Origin of the sequence: Ruegeria sp. HKCCA5426, from assembly GCF_013034585.1 — a bacterium.
GTDB lineage: Bacteria > Pseudomonadota > Alphaproteobacteria > Rhodobacterales > Rhodobacteraceae > Ruegeria.
On record NZ_WQGH01000014.1, the window covers coordinates 1 to 14,126 of the forward strand.

General features: G+C 58.1%; 14 protein-coding genes. 12 read left to right on the forward strand and 2 right to left on the reverse strand.

Going from position 1 to position 14,126, the window contains the following annotated elements; all coding sequences use genetic code 11:
• Positions 1–139: 139 nt before the first annotated feature.
• The gene (locus tag GOV87_RS18325) at positions 140–1,012 is read right to left on the reverse strand and encodes an amidohydrolase (RefSeq protein WP_171212736.1); all 873 of its coding nucleotides are present in this window, start codon (positions 1,010–1,012) and stop codon (positions 140–142) included.
• Positions 1,009–2,010, reverse strand: a complete 1,002-nt coding sequence (locus tag GOV87_RS18330; RefSeq protein WP_371808186.1) for an ester cyclase — start codon at positions 2,008–2,010, stop codon at positions 1,009–1,011. Before GOV87_RS18330 ends, GOV87_RS18325 begins: the two co-directional genes overlap by 4 nt.
• A gap of 163 nt (positions 2,011–2,173) precedes the next feature.
• Between GOV87_RS18330 and GOV87_RS18335 the strand changes: the two genes are divergently transcribed.
• The 12 genes from GOV87_RS18335 to GOV87_RS18390 all read left to right on the forward strand — a co-directional run bounded on the left by GOV87_RS18335 (position 2,174) and on the right by GOV87_RS18390 (position 14,061).
• On the forward strand, positions 2,174–3,220 hold the full coding sequence (locus GOV87_RS18335; RefSeq protein WP_171124870.1) for an ABC transporter ATP-binding protein: 1,047 nt from the start codon (positions 2,174–2,176) through the stop codon (positions 3,218–3,220).
• A 74-nt stretch (positions 3,221–3,294) separates the two neighbouring features.
• Positions 3,295–4,506 carry an ABC transporter substrate-binding protein gene (locus tag GOV87_RS18340; protein WP_171124868.1) on the forward strand — a complete coding sequence of 404 codons (1,212 nt, stop codon included), beginning with the start codon at positions 3,295–3,297 and terminating at the stop codon, positions 4,504–4,506.
• Positions 4,507–4,573: 67 nt separating this feature from the next.
• Positions 4,574–5,596: a carbohydrate ABC transporter permease gene (locus GOV87_RS18345; RefSeq protein WP_171124866.1), complete on the forward strand. Its 1,023-nt coding sequence runs from the start codon at positions 4,574–4,576 to the stop codon at positions 5,594–5,596.
• A 1-nt stretch (position 5,597) separates the two neighbouring features.
• A complete protein-coding gene (locus tag GOV87_RS18350; protein ID WP_171124864.1) occupies positions 5,598–6,752 on the forward strand; it encodes a carbohydrate ABC transporter permease in 1,155 nt (384 codons plus the stop codon).
• Positions 6,753–6,879: 127 nt separating this feature from the next.
• Positions 6,880–7,410, forward strand: a complete 531-nt coding sequence (locus GOV87_RS18355; protein ID WP_170566240.1) for an ester cyclase — start codon at positions 6,880–6,882, stop codon at positions 7,408–7,410.
• Positions 7,411–7,420: 10 nt separating this feature from the next.
• A complete protein-coding gene (hisD, locus tag GOV87_RS18360) occupies positions 7,421–8,752 on the forward strand; it encodes a histidinol dehydrogenase (RefSeq protein ID WP_171127097.1) in 1,332 nt (443 codons plus the stop codon).
• Positions 8,749–9,804, forward strand: coding sequence for an ester cyclase (locus GOV87_RS18365; RefSeq protein WP_171124858.1), 1,056 nt, complete (start codon positions 8,749–8,751; stop codon positions 9,802–9,804). Before hisD ends, GOV87_RS18365 begins: the two co-directional genes overlap by 4 nt.
• Positions 9,801–10,565, forward strand: a complete 765-nt coding sequence (locus tag GOV87_RS18370) for an SDR family NAD(P)-dependent oxidoreductase (RefSeq protein WP_171212737.1) — start codon at positions 9,801–9,803, stop codon at positions 10,563–10,565. The genes GOV87_RS18365 and GOV87_RS18370 overlap by 4 nt, the downstream gene beginning before the upstream one ends.
• Entirely contained in the window at positions 10,565–11,608 is a 1,044-nt protein-coding gene (locus tag GOV87_RS18375) for a LacI family DNA-binding transcriptional regulator (RefSeq protein WP_217351012.1), read from the forward strand. The genes GOV87_RS18370 and GOV87_RS18375 overlap by 1 nt, the downstream gene beginning before the upstream one ends.
• Positions 11,605–12,594, forward strand: coding sequence for an ester cyclase (locus tag GOV87_RS18380; RefSeq protein WP_171124854.1), 990 nt, complete (start codon positions 11,605–11,607; stop codon positions 12,592–12,594). The genes GOV87_RS18375 and GOV87_RS18380 overlap by 4 nt, the downstream gene beginning before the upstream one ends.
• 154 nt (positions 12,595–12,748) lie before the next feature.
• Positions 12,749–13,708, forward strand: coding sequence for a cupin (locus GOV87_RS18385; RefSeq protein WP_171124852.1), 960 nt, complete (start codon positions 12,749–12,751; stop codon positions 13,706–13,708).
• Positions 13,705–14,061: a trans-aconitate 2-methyltransferase gene (locus GOV87_RS18390; protein WP_171212738.1), complete on the forward strand. Its 357-nt coding sequence runs from the start codon at positions 13,705–13,707 to the stop codon at positions 14,059–14,061. The genes GOV87_RS18385 and GOV87_RS18390 overlap by 4 nt, the downstream gene beginning before the upstream one ends.
• Positions 14,062–14,126 lie beyond the last annotated feature (65 nt).

Consider the following 14,126-nt stretch of genomic DNA (forward strand, 5'->3'; position numbering starts at 1 on the left):
CTCTGTTCAGCTCATCACTTTCTGCGTCAGCAACACGTTGTTTTTCAACAGAATCGGCGGAAAGCGGCCATTCGCTGCGGCTGCAAAGCTGACACTCTTGAAACTACGCGGAAGCCTTTTAGTTCGCGTGCGTCCTACCCTAATCGATGTAGTAAAAGTGCCTTGATGAGTTGCAGAAAACGTCGATGTGGTTCTCCCTCGGAATAAGGAGTTGATATCGATGAGCAAGCTCTTCGTAAGTAGACGAAAGGCTATCAACCGGAAAATTTGATCCGAACATGCAACGATCTGCGCCGAATTTTGACAAGCAGGTCGAAACGATGTGGGAGACGCTTTCTGCGCTCCAGTTGTGGTCAAACATCCCGAGGCCAGAAAGCTTACAATAGACCTGTGGCAGGTTCGACAGTGCCGTCAGCGCGTCCGCCCATTTCTGTATCCCCGTTGCGGACCGGTCATGGGGCGAGCCAGCATGGCAGAGCGCGATCTGCGTATCCGGGGCCTTCGCAAGCACACTTGCGGTTTGTTTCATCAGCTCGGGCAACAGTTGAAGATCAAAGGACAAACCGCGCTCGCCCAGTTGCCTCAGGCCAGACAGGAACCTTGGGTCCTGAAGCAGCGCATTCGTGCCCGTTTTTGCATCCTCTCCCGGGGCGCGGCCAATGATTTGACGCACGCCGCGCACAGACGGCAACGTTTGGAGGCGGTCAAGCTGTTCGCTCAAATCACCAGCAGTCAGGTCGCAGAAAGCAATCTGAACCAACGGCCAATCCGGGGACTGATCGGCCACTGACTGCACCCATTGCGCCTCGGCCCAAGGATCGGCTGCGCCGACCTGAACGTGAACCGATGCGGTGAAGCCTTGAGCCTGGGCATCTGCGCGAAACTCCGGCAACAGATAGTCCCGTTGAATCGAGGCTGGGTCGCCGAAAAAGCGGACGGCACCTTTTTCCATGAGCCAGGGATAGGTTACGGCCGTAAGGTCCCACAGATGGTGGTGCGCATCTATTCTCATGGTGTTTCGATTCCTGTGGTGCGGCCCAGAATGTCTACCCCTTGCCCTTTCCAGAAATGCAGCAAGTCGATGAAAATCCAATTCTCGGCCAGCTTGTCGCCTGCGCGGCGATAGATATCAATCACCCTGAACTCACCGGGTTTTCTGGTGGCTGGCATTCCCATAAACCCACCCGAAGGAATTGCAGTGAAATTGGGCCAACCAAAAAAGCCGCCATAGTGCCCCTCGGCCAAACGGCAGATATGGCTGGTTTTTGTCCGGTCTGTGAAAGTGGCCCGGAAGGGGCCCGAATGTTGCCTTGCGTATCGGTCGATTGAGTAGGTCGCGCCAATCCCCTCTGGGCCCCACCAGATCATGTCATCATGCCAGGCTCGGGCCAGTTCATCCTCAATAGATAACCCGCTGTCCCATTGGCCGAGATCCGATATCATTGCGTTGATGACTGCTAAGGTCTTTTCGCCCTCGTCGACAGGTTGTTTGTTCCATAGCAGACCGTCATGGGTCATTGGTCCGGGCTGAACCAGATGCGCCGCCGTTTGTGGTGGAAAGGGGTTCTGTCCGGCCTGAACCATCAGATGCGGTATATCAAAATACATTGCCGTTTCGACAATCCTGTCACCGACAATTTTGTAAAATGCGCAATAGCGCAGGAAAGCCAACTTGCCAGTGGGGCGGATGCCCAGCCACGGCTGGTCGAACAACCCCATCAGATGCCCCATGGATACAACCCAAACATCCGCATCGTCCCGCAGCGAGTTTTGCCCTGCAAATAGGATATCTATGCGGTTTTGCAGCCGTGTCAGGCTGCTTTTCAACGGTTGCCAGAAATACCGGGCAACTTGGTTGGCACCGATGATCTGGTTGAAGGGATGAAAGCCGCGCCAGAGCAAATCAGGGGCGCAGAATTGGCTCAGGACATTTGAGGTTTCTTCCTGTGTCGCGGTTTCCAGCGCGTTGTGAAATGCAGAGACAAGGCTTTTTTCTGTCTGAAAGGTCACGGTATTTACCATTGCGATCAAGTTTTACGGTTGGTTTACAGCCGTTGTGAGTCGGGTGTTCCGCGCATTCTTGCATACGTATGCAAAAATGTCTTGCCAGAATTGATAAGTGCATATTACAGTTTTGCAAACGTATGCAAAACGAATCCTTGCAGGGGGCATCATGGCGGAAATTCAATTGCGCAACGTCGGCAAGCGCTGGGGCTCGTTCGTTGGGGTTCATAATTTCGACCTGACAATTGCGGATCGTGAGTTTCTGGTTCTGCTGGGGCCGTCGGGCTGTGGCAAAACCACGACGATGAGGATGATTGCCGGGCTTGAAGACGTGACCGAGGGTGAAATTCTGGTTGATGGCAGAGTCGTCAACGATCTTGAGCCCAAGGATCGGGACGTGGCGATGGTGTTCCAAAGCTACGCTCTGTATCCGAACATGAACGTCTATGAAAACATCCGCTTTCCTCTGAAAGTGCGCGGGATTGATCCCTCGACCCATGACGAAAAAGTTCGCCAGGCCAGCGCGATGGTGGAATTGGATGACTTCCTGCATCGCAAACCTGCCGAACTGTCTGGTGGACAGCGTCAGCGCGTGGCGTTGGCCCGCGCCATTGTGCGCGAGCCGAACGTGTTCCTGATGGATGAACCGCTGTCCAATCTGGACGCCAAGCTGCGGGTGTCGACGCGGGCGCAGATCAAGAACCTCAGCCATGAACTGGCGGTGACGACGATCTATGTGACCCACGACCAGATCGAGGCGATGACGCTGGCTGACCGCGTTGTCGTCATGAAACAGGGCGTAGTTCAGCAGGTCGGCAGCCCGACCGAGATTTACGACCGGCCTGCCAATACATTTGTCGCCAGCTTTATCGGCTCGCCTGCGATGAACCTCATGGACGGAGAGGTGTCGGGCGGTGTGTTCCGCGCCGAGAACGTCCAGATTCCGGTCGATGCCCCCGATGGCCCCCTGACCTTGGGTTTCCGGGCCGAAGACGCGGGCCTTGCCGAAGGACAGGGCGAAATTACGGCTCCGATCTACACGCTCGAACTGCTGGGTGACGCGACCATGATCTCGGTCCGCGTCGGTGGTGCGCTGGTGTCCGTGAAAGCCGACAAAGCATTCCGCGCCGAGATCGGCGAAAGCGTCTCGTTCTCGGTGCCGAAAGACATCTGTCACCTCTTTGAAGCTGAAAGCGGTGCGCGGATCGGGGCATAGCCCCACAACAGCCCAACCGGGCACACAACCGGTCCGGACGTCGACGACGGACCGATCCTGACAGGGAGAAACGCATGAAACTCAAAACAATCCTCTTGGCCGGTGCCATGTCCTTTGCCGCCGCAGGCGCGTGGTCGGACTGTGCCTTTGAAAACGATGTCCCGCTAAAGTCGCTCTCGGCCGGGTTTGAAGCCTGGAAAGCCGTGACCGACGCGATGGCCGAGTGCGGCAATTTCAGCGCCTCGCTCGATCAGGAATTCCGCGAAAAACAGCCCGAAGCGTTTGCGGCTGATCCCGCGCTCTACCAGATTGGCGGCGTCTCGAACGCCACGCTGGTGCCGCTGCTGAACGCGGGCACTATCCGGCCGCTGGATGATCTGGTTGAGAAATACGGACAGGACCTTCTGCCGAACCAGTTGATCAAGGTGGACGGCAAAACCATGGCGATTGCTATGATGGTGAACGCGCAGCACCTGATGTATCGCGACGACGTTCTGGCCGAGCTGGGCATCGAAGAACCCAAGACCTATGCCGACGTTCTGGCCGCAGCCGCCAAGATCAAGGAAGCGGGCGCCATGGACTATCCGATTGGCGGTACGTTCAAGACCGGTTGGAATCTGGGTCAGGAATTCGTCAACATGTACCTTGGCGAAGGCGGCCAGTTCTTTGGCGACGGCAACATGCCCGCGATCAACAACGAACAGGGCGTAGCCGCGCTTGAGACAATGAAGGCCATGACCGAGTTCATGGACCCGGAATATCTGGTGTCGGACTCGACCTATGTTCAGCAGCAGTTCCAGCAAGGCAAGATTGCGATGGCGAACCTTTGGGCCAGCCGCGCGGCTGCCATGAACGACGAAGCCGAAAGCCAGGTGGTTGGTAAGGTTACGATGGCCGCAGCCCCGATGGGATCGGCTGTTCCTGCGACCACGATTTGGTGGGACGGTATCGTGCTGGCCTCGAACATGAGCGATGAAGAGGCCGACGCCGCCTTCCGTGTCGCACTGGAAGGTATGGATGGTGACATGGTCAGCGCCAACAACGACACGGCGGTCTGGCTCAGCACTGCGTATACCCCGGGCGATCTGGCCGCCGGTGCCGCGGCCTCGGCCGAAGGTGGCGCCAAAGCCTATCCTGCGTCCGGTCCGATGGGCATCATGCACACCTCTCTGGGCAATGGTCTGGCGGACTATCTGACCGGTGCCAAGGATGCGCAAACCACACTGGCCGACATTGAGGCGGATTACATCACCGCTGCGAAAGAGGCTGGTCTGATCAGCAACTGATCCTCTCTGGGGAGGGCCCTGTGCCCTCCCGCTTTTTCCACCCGAGAACCATGAGAAAGGCAGAGCCATGAATTTCCGGACATTTGCCGCCTTTGTCGGCCCCTCTGTCTTTATGATGCTTCTCTTTATCGCGTTCCCGCTGGTCAGCGTGTTCAAGCAGAGCTTTTACGTCACCCAGCCGATCTATGAGACGGTTGAGAAGGAAACCTGCACGCCGGGCTTTCTCACGCAGACCTGCGTGACCGAGCTGGTGTCGCAGCCGAAACTGGATGAACACGGCGAGATTATCACCCAGACCCAGTATGTCGGATTGCAAAGCTACCGTAACGTGCTAGAGCCCGAGCGAGCTTGGCGCGCGATCAGCGACGGGAATTGGCAGGTTCTATCCACGATCAACTTCTGGAAAGCGCTGCGCTTCACGCTGACCTTCACGCTGATCACGCTGCCTTTGGTGGTCGGATGCGGTCTGGGTATCGCGGTTTTGATCAACAATGCGGCCCGGTCGATACGAGGCCCCGTGATCTTTATCTCGCTGCTGCCCTTCATCATCACGCCTGTGATCGGCGTCTTGTCGATCAACTGGCTGTTTCGCGGCGACGGGATCATGACAGCGTTGATCGAATGGTGGTTGAACCGCGACATCGCGTTGTTTGCCCAGGCGTGGACGATCGAAATCCTGATGATGCTTTACCGCGTCTGGCACGTCGCGCCGTTTGCCGCCATCGTCTTCTATGCGGGTCTTCAGACCGTCAATCAGGACAGTCTGGAAAGCGCCGTCATCGACGGGGCAACGCGCTGGCAGCGGATGAAGTACATCGTGATCCCGCATCTGATGCCGCTGATCATCTTCGTGTCGATGATCCACCTGATGGACAGCTACCGGGTGTTTGAAGAGATCGTCGGCTTCTCGAGCCAAGGCTACGTCATCTCGCTGCAATGGCTGACCTTCGATTATCTGACGCCGGATCAGGCGGGTAACCGGTCGATCAGTCGGGCCTCGGCCAACTCGATGTTGACCATGATCGGTGTTGTCATCCTGCTTATCCTGCCGCTGCGCCGTACATGGCGCGATCACAAAGGAGGCCACTGATATGTCCTCACGCGCGCTTCGCCAGCCTTTCAGCCTGCGGCTGACCTCGAACATCTTTCTGGCGCTTTGGTGCCTGATTGCGGCCTTCCCGATCTTCTGGATCGTGGTGATGAGCTTCAAGTCACCCGTCGATGCCTTTGACAGCAACGCGCTGAACGTGATTTTTGGCCCCGCGACCTTGGGCGTCGGAAAGGGATTGTCCCTGCTGGATATCATTCTGGGTATCGCGATGATCTGGGGAACGATCACTCTGGCAACCAAAAAGCTGCCGTCGATGATCAAATCCTACACCAAGCCCAGGCAGGAGTGGTTTGGCTGGCTGATCGGCGTGCTGGCTTTGCTGGTTGGCTTCCTATTGGTGTTTTTTGTTGTACTTCCCGCCATTCTGAATGTGCTGAATCCAGTATTCGGTCCTTTGGGGCGGGACGTGCTGGGCCTGACCACCGAACATTACAAAACGGTCTGGATTGACCGGGGGTTCTCGAACAACTTCAAGAATTCTCTGATCGTTACGACCGGGGTGGTTACCGTGTCCCTGACCGTCGGAACGCTGGCCGGGTACGGTCTGGCACGGTCCGGGTCCACGCTGGCATTCTGGATTCTGATTGTGGCTTTGGTGTTCCGCGCACTGCCGCATTCGGTTCTGGTTGCGGGCTACCTGCCAGTTTTCATCAATTCGGCCGAATGGCTCAGCCCCATTCTGGGGGAAAACGCGCCGACCCTGTATGGCAAACCCTTCGCGGTCATCGCGGTTCTGGTTGCGATCAACCAACCCTTTACAATCTGGATGCTGCGGTCCTTCTTCCAGAATATCCCTGCCGAACTGGACGAGGCCGCCCGCGTCGATGGGTGCAGCCATTTTCAGGCGTTCCGCCGTGTGATCATGCCGGTGATGTGGCCGGGGGTCATCACAACCGGACTGTTCAGTTTCCTTCTAGCCTATAACGACTTTCTCGTCACCGCGCTGCTGCTGGATGCACAAAACCAGACGATGGTTCCCGCTATCGTCGGCATGTTCAACCGTGAGACCACGACCACCGATCAGGTTGTCGCCGTGGCCGCCGCCGTGTCGATCACCGCGCCGCTGATCTTCCTTGTCCTGATCTTCCAGCGTCAGATCGTCAGCGGTCTGACAGCAGGGGCGGTGAAAGGCTGATGAGCAACCACGCCCGCCATAACGCCATGTCGCGCCACCCGGCGCTGAACAGGATGCCCAGAGATTTTCTGAGTGTCGGGGGTCACGCCCCCAACACCACTCTCTGGCAACCTGAAAGGATATGGAAATGAAAGGTTCGCGCCCCGAACAAGCGGTTTTGACCCGTGACACTGACCTGAGCAAAACAGACGACACGCGCCGGGTTATCGAAACCATGGTGGATGGTCTGAATGACCATCGCATTGACGACATTGGCGAGTTTTTCGCGCAGGGCTTTCGCTGGATGGGCAATCAGGGCTGCGGCACGAAGACCGGCCTGCAGGAATTCCAGAACAACTGGCAGCGCCCGTTTCAGGCGGCGTTTTCCGACAAGGTCTGCATTGATGAGGCCCGCCTTTACATGGGGGAATGGGCTGCCGCCTTCGGCCGTCAGGAAGCAACCCATTCCGGCGAGTTTCTGGGCATCGCCGCGACAGGAAAGCGGGTCGAGATCCGGTACATGGATTTCTGGAAAGTCGTCGACGGCAAGATTGTCGACAACTGGGTGAACGTGGATTTTGCCCATGTCGCAGCCCAACTGGGCGTTGACCTGTTCAACGGTCAGGGCTGGGAAGCATTTGACCGAGGGGAAAAACTTCCACCTCGGCCCGAAAACTGAGGATTGAAAAATGGCAATCGAGTATCTCAAACGCGGTAAATCTGACGCTGACCGGGCCGAAGATGACGCCAAAACCCGTGCCGTGGTCGAAGCGACGCTGAAAGACATTGAAACCCGCGGCGATGTCGCCGTGCGCGAGCTGAGCGAGAAATTCGACAATTATTCACCGGCCTCGTTCCGGCTGTCGCAGGACCAAATCGAAGACCTGATCAGCCAGCTTTCCGACCGTGAGCTGACGGATATCAAGTTCGCCCAAGAGCAAGTGCGTAACTTTGCGCAGGCGCAACGGGATTCGATGCTGGATATCGAGGTCGAAACCCTGCCGGGCGTTATACTGGGCCACAAGAATATCCCTGTGCAGTCCGTTGGTTGTTACGTTCCCGGCGGTAAGTTCCCGATGGTGGCTTCGGCGCATATGTCGGTGGCGACGGCGTCCGTTGCGGGGGTTCCACGCATTATCGCCTGCACGCCTCCGTTTCAGGGCAAGCCAAACCCTGCGGTCATCGCGGCCATGCATCTGGGCGGAGCACACGAAATCTATGTCATGGGCGGCATTCAGGCCATTGGCGCAATGGCGCTTGGCACTCAGACAATCAACCCCGTTCATATGCTGGTCGGCCCCGGCAACGCCTTTGTCGCCGAAGCCAAACGCCAGTTGTTTGGCCGTGTCGGCATCGACCTGTTCGCAGGCCCGACCGAAACCATGGTGATTGCAGATGAAACCGCGGCCGATGCGGAACTGTGCGCGACCGACCTGCTGGGTCAGGCTGAACATGGATATAACAGCCCCTGCGTGCTTTTGACCAACTCGCGCAAACTGGCCGAGGAGACTTTGGCCGAAGTTGATCGGCTGCTGGACATTCTGCCGACGGCGGACACCGCCAAAGTGTCGTGGGCGGAATATGGCGAGGTCATCGTTTGCGAAACCTATGACGAGATGCTGAAGGTGGCCGACGACATTGCCTCGGAACATGTGCAGGTGATGACGGATCGTGACGATTGGTTCCTTGAGAACATGACCTGCTACGGGGCGCTGTTCCTTGGGGCTCGCACCAATGTGTCGAACGGGGACAAGGTGATTGGGACGAACCACACCTTGCCCACAAAGAAAGCAGGGCGATACACGGGCGGTCTTTGGGTCGGCAAATACCTGAAAACGCACTCGTACCAGAAGGTTCTGACCGACGAAGCGGCAACTCTGATCGGTGAATATGGCTCGCGCCTGTGCATGCTGGAAGGGTTTGTGGGGCACGCTGAACAATGCAACGTGCGCGTTCGCCGGTATGGGGGCATCAACGTGCCATACGGAAAGGCCGCGCCGTATAGGGATGCGGCGGAATGAGTGACCAGCACAGTCTGCACAAAGACCTGATCGCCCCGCTGAGGGCAGCGATGTACGACTTTTCCGAAGCCGGGGTGCGTCGCGTCCTGGCTGATCTTTGTGCGCCCGATGCCTTGTTCCGCCTGTGTCATCCGTTCGGAGACATGACCGGCAGCGAAACCTACTACGATGGCGTTTACAAGGGCTTGCTGACGGCGTGGCCCGATCTGGAACGGCGCGACTATATCGTCATGGCCGGACCGGATGAGTTTGGCGCTGATTGGGTCGGTTGCGGCGGGTACTACACCGGCACCTTCACCGGACCATGGCTGGATATCCCGCCAACAGGTCATCAGGTCACGATGCGGTTTCACGAATTCTATCGGTTCGTGGACGGTAAAGTGGTCGAGATGCAGGCGCTTTGGGACATCCCCGAGGTGATGATGCAGGCAAATGCGTGGCCCATGGCCCCCAGCCTTGGCCGCGAATGGCACGTGCCCGGTCCTGCGACCCAAGATGGGTTCGTGCCCGGCCCCTATGATGCGGCCAAGGGCAAGGAAACCTGTCAGCACATCATCGACATGCTGGAATACCTCAAGAAACACCCATCAGAGGGCGGTCCCGAAGTGATGGAGATGGAGCGGTTCTGGCATCCCCGTATGAACTGGTACGGCCCGTCCGGGATCGGCACAGGGCGGGGTATTTCCGGGTTCCGCAACTGGCATCAGATCCCCTTCCTGAATGGCATGCCAGATCGCGGGCAATATGTGGATGACATCACCTATCACTTCTTCGGAGATGGAGAGTATGCGGCCGTCACTGGTTGGCCCAACATGATCCAGACTGTGACCCATGACGGCTGGATGGGCATTGCGCCTTCAGGCAAAAAGATCACCATGCGCAGCCTCGATTTCTGGCGTCTCGAAGACGGCAAAATTCGCGAAAACTGGGTGCTGGTCGATCTTCTGGATGCTTTTCGGCAGCTTGGCGTTGACGTCTTTGCCCGTCTGCGGGAATTCAATAAGGCCCGCAATCTGGGCCGTATCGAAATACCTGACGGAATGAGCCAATGACAGACCTGCCCCGAACGCCATCCTTTTCCCTGAACGGCAAAACCGCCCTGGTGACCGGAGCGTCATCGGGCATCGGGCAGGGATGTGCCGTTGCTCTGGCCGAGGCCGGGGCACATGTGGTGTGTGCGGCGCGCGGGGCAGATCGGTTGCAAGACACGGTGGCCGCGTTGCAATCGAACAGCTGGTCCGCAGAAGCATTGGTCGTGGATCAAACGGATCTGGAGGCGCTGAAAACCCTGTTTGCGTCCCGTGTGTTTGACGTCGTCGTCAATTCCGCGGGATTGGCGCGGCACAGCCGGGCGACCGAGACAACGCCCGAGGATTTCGACGCGGTCGCAAATCTGAACCTGCGATCCGCGTATTTCCTGTCGGCCTATGCAGGCAAGGCTTTGATCAACGCGGGCAAACGCGGCTCGATCGTCCATATCTCAAGCCAGATGGGTCATGTCGGCGGGATTGACCGGGCGGTCTATTGCGCGACCAAGCACGGGCTGGAGGGTATGGTTAAGTCGATGGCCATCGAATGGGGCAAACAGGGCGTACGGATCAACACCGTGTGCCCGACCTTCATCCGCACGCCGCTGACGCAATCGACCTTCGACAATCCCGACCGCGCCGCGTGGATCATGGACATGATCAAGCTGGACCGCGTGGGCGAGGTCGAGGACATCATGGGTGCCGTGCGCTACTTGGCGTCGGACGCGTCGGCGCTTGTGACCGGCACCTCCATGTTGATTGACGGCGGGTGGACGGCAGACTGATGGCTGAGAAAATTACATCCCTTCAGGTCGCGCAGCGCGCAGGCGTCAGCCAGTCCGCCGTCAGCCGCGTCTTCACGCCCGGAGCATCCGTCAGCAAGAAGACCGAGGAAAAAGTGCGCAAAGCCGCTGAGGAGTTGGGATATCGCCCAAACGTGCTGGCCCGCGCCATGGTCTCTGGCAAAAGCCGCATCATCGGTTTGGTGGTCGGTTATCTGGACAACTACTTTTATCCCGAAGCGTTGGAGAAACTGTCGAACGGTTTGCAGGAGCATGGCTATCACGTTCTGATATTCATGGCCTCTCGGTCGGCTGGCAACATAGACGACGTGATGGAGGAGATTCTGGATTATCAGGTCGACGGCGTCGTTCTGGCCTCGGTCCCGATGTCTTCCGATATCGCGACGCGGTGCCAGCAGGCAGGTGTCCCGGTTGTCCTGTTCAACCGTAGTCAGGATATCGAGGGGATCACTACCGTCACGTCGGATAACTACGCAGGCGGCCGAAAGGTGGCCGAGTTCCTTCTGGCGGGTGGGCACGAACGGATCGGCTATATCTCGGGGTGGCAGGGCGCCTCGACTCAGCGTGACCGCGAGGCGGGTTTTCGGGCGGTGTTGTCCGAAGCGGGTCGATCCGTGTTTGCGGTGCAGGACGGGATGTTTCACACCGAAAACGCCCAAGCCGCTGCGCGTCAGATGTTTGATGTAGACCCCGACGAACGCCCCGACGCGGTATTTGTGGCCAACGACCACATGGCATTGGCCGTGATGGACGTAATCCGGTTTGAACTGGGGTTGCGCATCCCCGAAGATGTCTCGGTCGTTGGTTATGACGACGTTCCTCCGGCTGGATGGCCAGCGTATAACCTGACAACGATCCGACAACGGGCCAATCTGATGGTCGCGGAAACCGTCGCGGCCCTGCTGGACCACATTCAAAATCCCGATGCAGCCGAGCCACGCAAGGTCGCGATTGACGGCCCGCTGGTCGTGCGAACCTCGGCGCGGCTGCCGCGGGGCTGGACTCCACAAAGGACAGAAACATGAAGGGCTTTGATCCGAAATTCCGGGATTTCCCGGACTATATCGTCGGTATCACCAAGGAAATCTGGGAAGATCGCGGTATCGCGACCTTGCACGACTACTACGGTGAGGACATCGTGGTCCGGTCGCCCGGTTCCGTCGTTTTGGGGAACCAGAACGTGATCGGCGCGACCATGGCGACCTTGGCAGAGTTCCCGGATCGCCAGCTTCTGGGCGAGGACGTGATCTGGTCCGGCACCCCGGAACAAGGCATGCTCAGCTCTCATCGCATTCTGTCCACGGCCACACATTTGAGCGAAGGCGTCTATGGCAAGCCCAAGGGAAGCAGACTGCAATACCGGATCCTCGCGGATTGTCATGCGAAAGATAACAAGATCGATGACGAATGGCTGATCCGGGATCAGGGGGCGATCGTCCGTCAGTTGGGCTGGGATCCCAAGGGCTATGCGGCCGATCTGATCGCGCGGGAAAGCGGCCCTGAAAAATGCGTCCGGCCCCTGACCCCATCCAACGATGTCGAAGGTCCCTATAAGGGAAAGGGAAACGACAACGCGTGGGGCCAGCGCCATGCCGATCTGCTGACCCGGATGATGAACGCGGATATGGGCGCGGTCGAGCGTGACTATGACAGGGCCGTTCAATCCGAATACCCAGGTGGTGTGACAGGGCATGGGTGGGATCCGGTTGACCGGTTCTGGATGTCATTGCGTGCCGCGATGCCCAACGCCACGTTCACCATCCATCACCAGATCGGGCGCGACGATCCCAACATGCCGCCGCGCTCGGCCCTGCGGTGGAGCCTGCACGGAACCCATGACGGTTGGGGCACATTTGGCGCGCCGACAGGGGCCGAGCTTTATGTTCTTGGCATCAGCCATGTCGAGTGGGGAGAGCTGATTGGCGGCGACATCAGGGTTCGGCGCGAGTGGACCCTGTTCGATGAAACCGCTGTTTGGAAACAGGTGCTGCTGGCCACAGGGGACGTGTAATGCCGCAAAGCCTTGCCTTGCTCGACACCAGCGAAGGAACCCGGCGACTGCATTGTCACCGGGCGTCTTTGCGGGCAAGGCGGCTGAACAATCGTCCTCCGGGCGCAATGGGTTCGATCGACCTGCCGCACTGCTATTCGTTTCGGAGACTATCATGAGCACAATACAACACCGCATCGTTCGATATGGCGAACTTCGGCCCTGCAAAACCGCCTTTATCGACGCCCACACACCGGGATCGGACCAAAAGGAAAACTTCACGATCATCGGCGGCGGGGTGTCCGAGTCGCCTGATCAGCACGTCCACATCACCGATAAGATCGGGTTCAACATTGGCGCGGCGGGACAGCCGCCCAAGTGCCGCAACTCGCTGCACAGCCATACAACTGCCGAGGTGTTCTTTGTTGCCAAGGGCTGTTGGCGCTTTTTCTGGGGTCGCTATGGGACAGCGGGCGAGTTCATCGCCGAAGAGGGTGATATCTTCAACATTCCCACGGGTATCTTCCGTGGTTTTGAAAATGTCGGCCAGGACTACGGCATGATCATGTCGATCCTTGGCGGGGATGATGCAGGCGGCGGGGTGACATGGGCTCCGCAGGTGATCGAGGACGCGCAGGCGCATGGGCTGATGCTGGGTGACAACGGGGTTCTTTATGACTCCAAGAAAGGGCAGGAACTGCCTCACAACGTGCATCCTATGCCGGTGCTGACCGACGAACAGTTGAAAGACTACCCTGAGGTTCCGGTCGAAGATGTGGTTGGCAAATACGTTGCTCGTTACTGGGACCTGATGGCGCTGTCAGCCAATAAACCGGCCCAAGTGATCGGTGAAAACGGTCTGATTAAGGATAAGCCCGGGTTCGAGGTCGACTTCCTTGGGCGTGGATCTAGTGTGACCGATCCGGTTGTCGCTGAGAAACCGGTTGTTCTGATGCCCGCAAGCGGACACTGGCGGGTTTCGGTCGAGGGGTTTGAAACCACAATATCAAATGGGGATACTGCCTTGGTTCTGCCGGGGGAACGCTATAGCGTTGAACCGTCGATGACCGGGCAGGCGGGTCTGTACCGGATCAAGGCGACTGACGACCCGGCAGGAGCAACCTGGACTGGATGATCGCGGATCCCAAAGATACCCACGCCGTCTACGAGCGTCAGGCCAAGGCTTATGACGATCAACGGTCGCGTGAGCGCTGGCCAAATGCTGATTGGCGCCAGGCGGACGGGCGTACTTTTGAGTTGGATCAACTTTTCGATGGGATCATTGCCTGGAACAATTTCTCCCACCTGACTGCAGACCAACAAAAAGAAGGTATCGCCCGCGTGGCGCGCCATGGTGGAATGTTGTTGCAGACCGTTGGCCCCAAAGCGGGGGTAGAGCACGGCACGGTTGGAACAGAAAGCGTTTATCACGCCTCGTTGTCTCCGACCGGCTATCCCGTGTGCCTTGATAAAGTGGTCTGCGTATGACTGGGCTCCTTGCAAAGAAAAAGGAAACCGAAAGCCACAGCGTGCTGATGGCGCGAAAGAATTAG

What these genes read in the sequence shown, in the direction of transcription:
- GOV87_RS18325 (WP_171212736.1), bottom strand. Translation starts at nt 1,012, where the DNA reads ATGAGAATAGATGCGCACCACCATCTGTGGGACCTTACGGCCGTAACC.
- GOV87_RS18335 (WP_171124870.1), top strand. Translation starts at nt 2,174, where the DNA reads ATGGCGGAAATTCAATTGCGCAACGTCGGCAAGCGCTGGGGCTCGTTC.
- GOV87_RS18340 (WP_171124868.1), top strand. Translation starts at nt 3,295, where the DNA reads ATGAAACTCAAAACAATCCTCTTGGCCGGTGCCATGTCCTTTGCCGCC.
- GOV87_RS18345 (WP_171124866.1), top strand. Translation starts at nt 4,574, where the DNA reads ATGAATTTCCGGACATTTGCCGCCTTTGTCGGCCCCTCTGTCTTTATG.
- GOV87_RS18350 (WP_171124864.1), top strand. Translation starts at nt 5,598, where the DNA reads ATGTCCTCACGCGCGCTTCGCCAGCCTTTCAGCCTGCGGCTGACCTCG.
- GOV87_RS18355 (WP_170566240.1), top strand. Translation starts at nt 6,880, where the DNA reads ATGAAAGGTTCGCGCCCCGAACAAGCGGTTTTGACCCGTGACACTGAC.
- hisD (WP_171127097.1), top strand. Translation starts at nt 7,421, where the DNA reads ATGGCAATCGAGTATCTCAAACGCGGTAAATCTGACGCTGACCGGGCC.
- GOV87_RS18365 (WP_171124858.1), top strand. Translation starts at nt 8,749, where the DNA reads ATGAGTGACCAGCACAGTCTGCACAAAGACCTGATCGCCCCGCTGAGG.
- GOV87_RS18370 (WP_171212737.1), top strand. Translation starts at nt 9,801, where the DNA reads ATGACAGACCTGCCCCGAACGCCATCCTTTTCCCTGAACGGCAAAACC.
- GOV87_RS18375 (WP_217351012.1), top strand. Translation starts at nt 10,565, where the DNA reads ATGGCTGAGAAAATTACATCCCTTCAGGTCGCGCAGCGCGCAGGCGTC.
- GOV87_RS18380 (WP_171124854.1), top strand. Translation starts at nt 11,605, where the DNA reads ATGAAGGGCTTTGATCCGAAATTCCGGGATTTCCCGGACTATATCGTC.
- GOV87_RS18385 (WP_171124852.1), top strand. Translation starts at nt 12,749, where the DNA reads ATGAGCACAATACAACACCGCATCGTTCGATATGGCGAACTTCGGCCC.
- GOV87_RS18390 (WP_171212738.1), top strand. Translation starts at nt 13,705, where the DNA reads ATGATCGCGGATCCCAAAGATACCCACGCCGTCTACGAGCGTCAGGCC.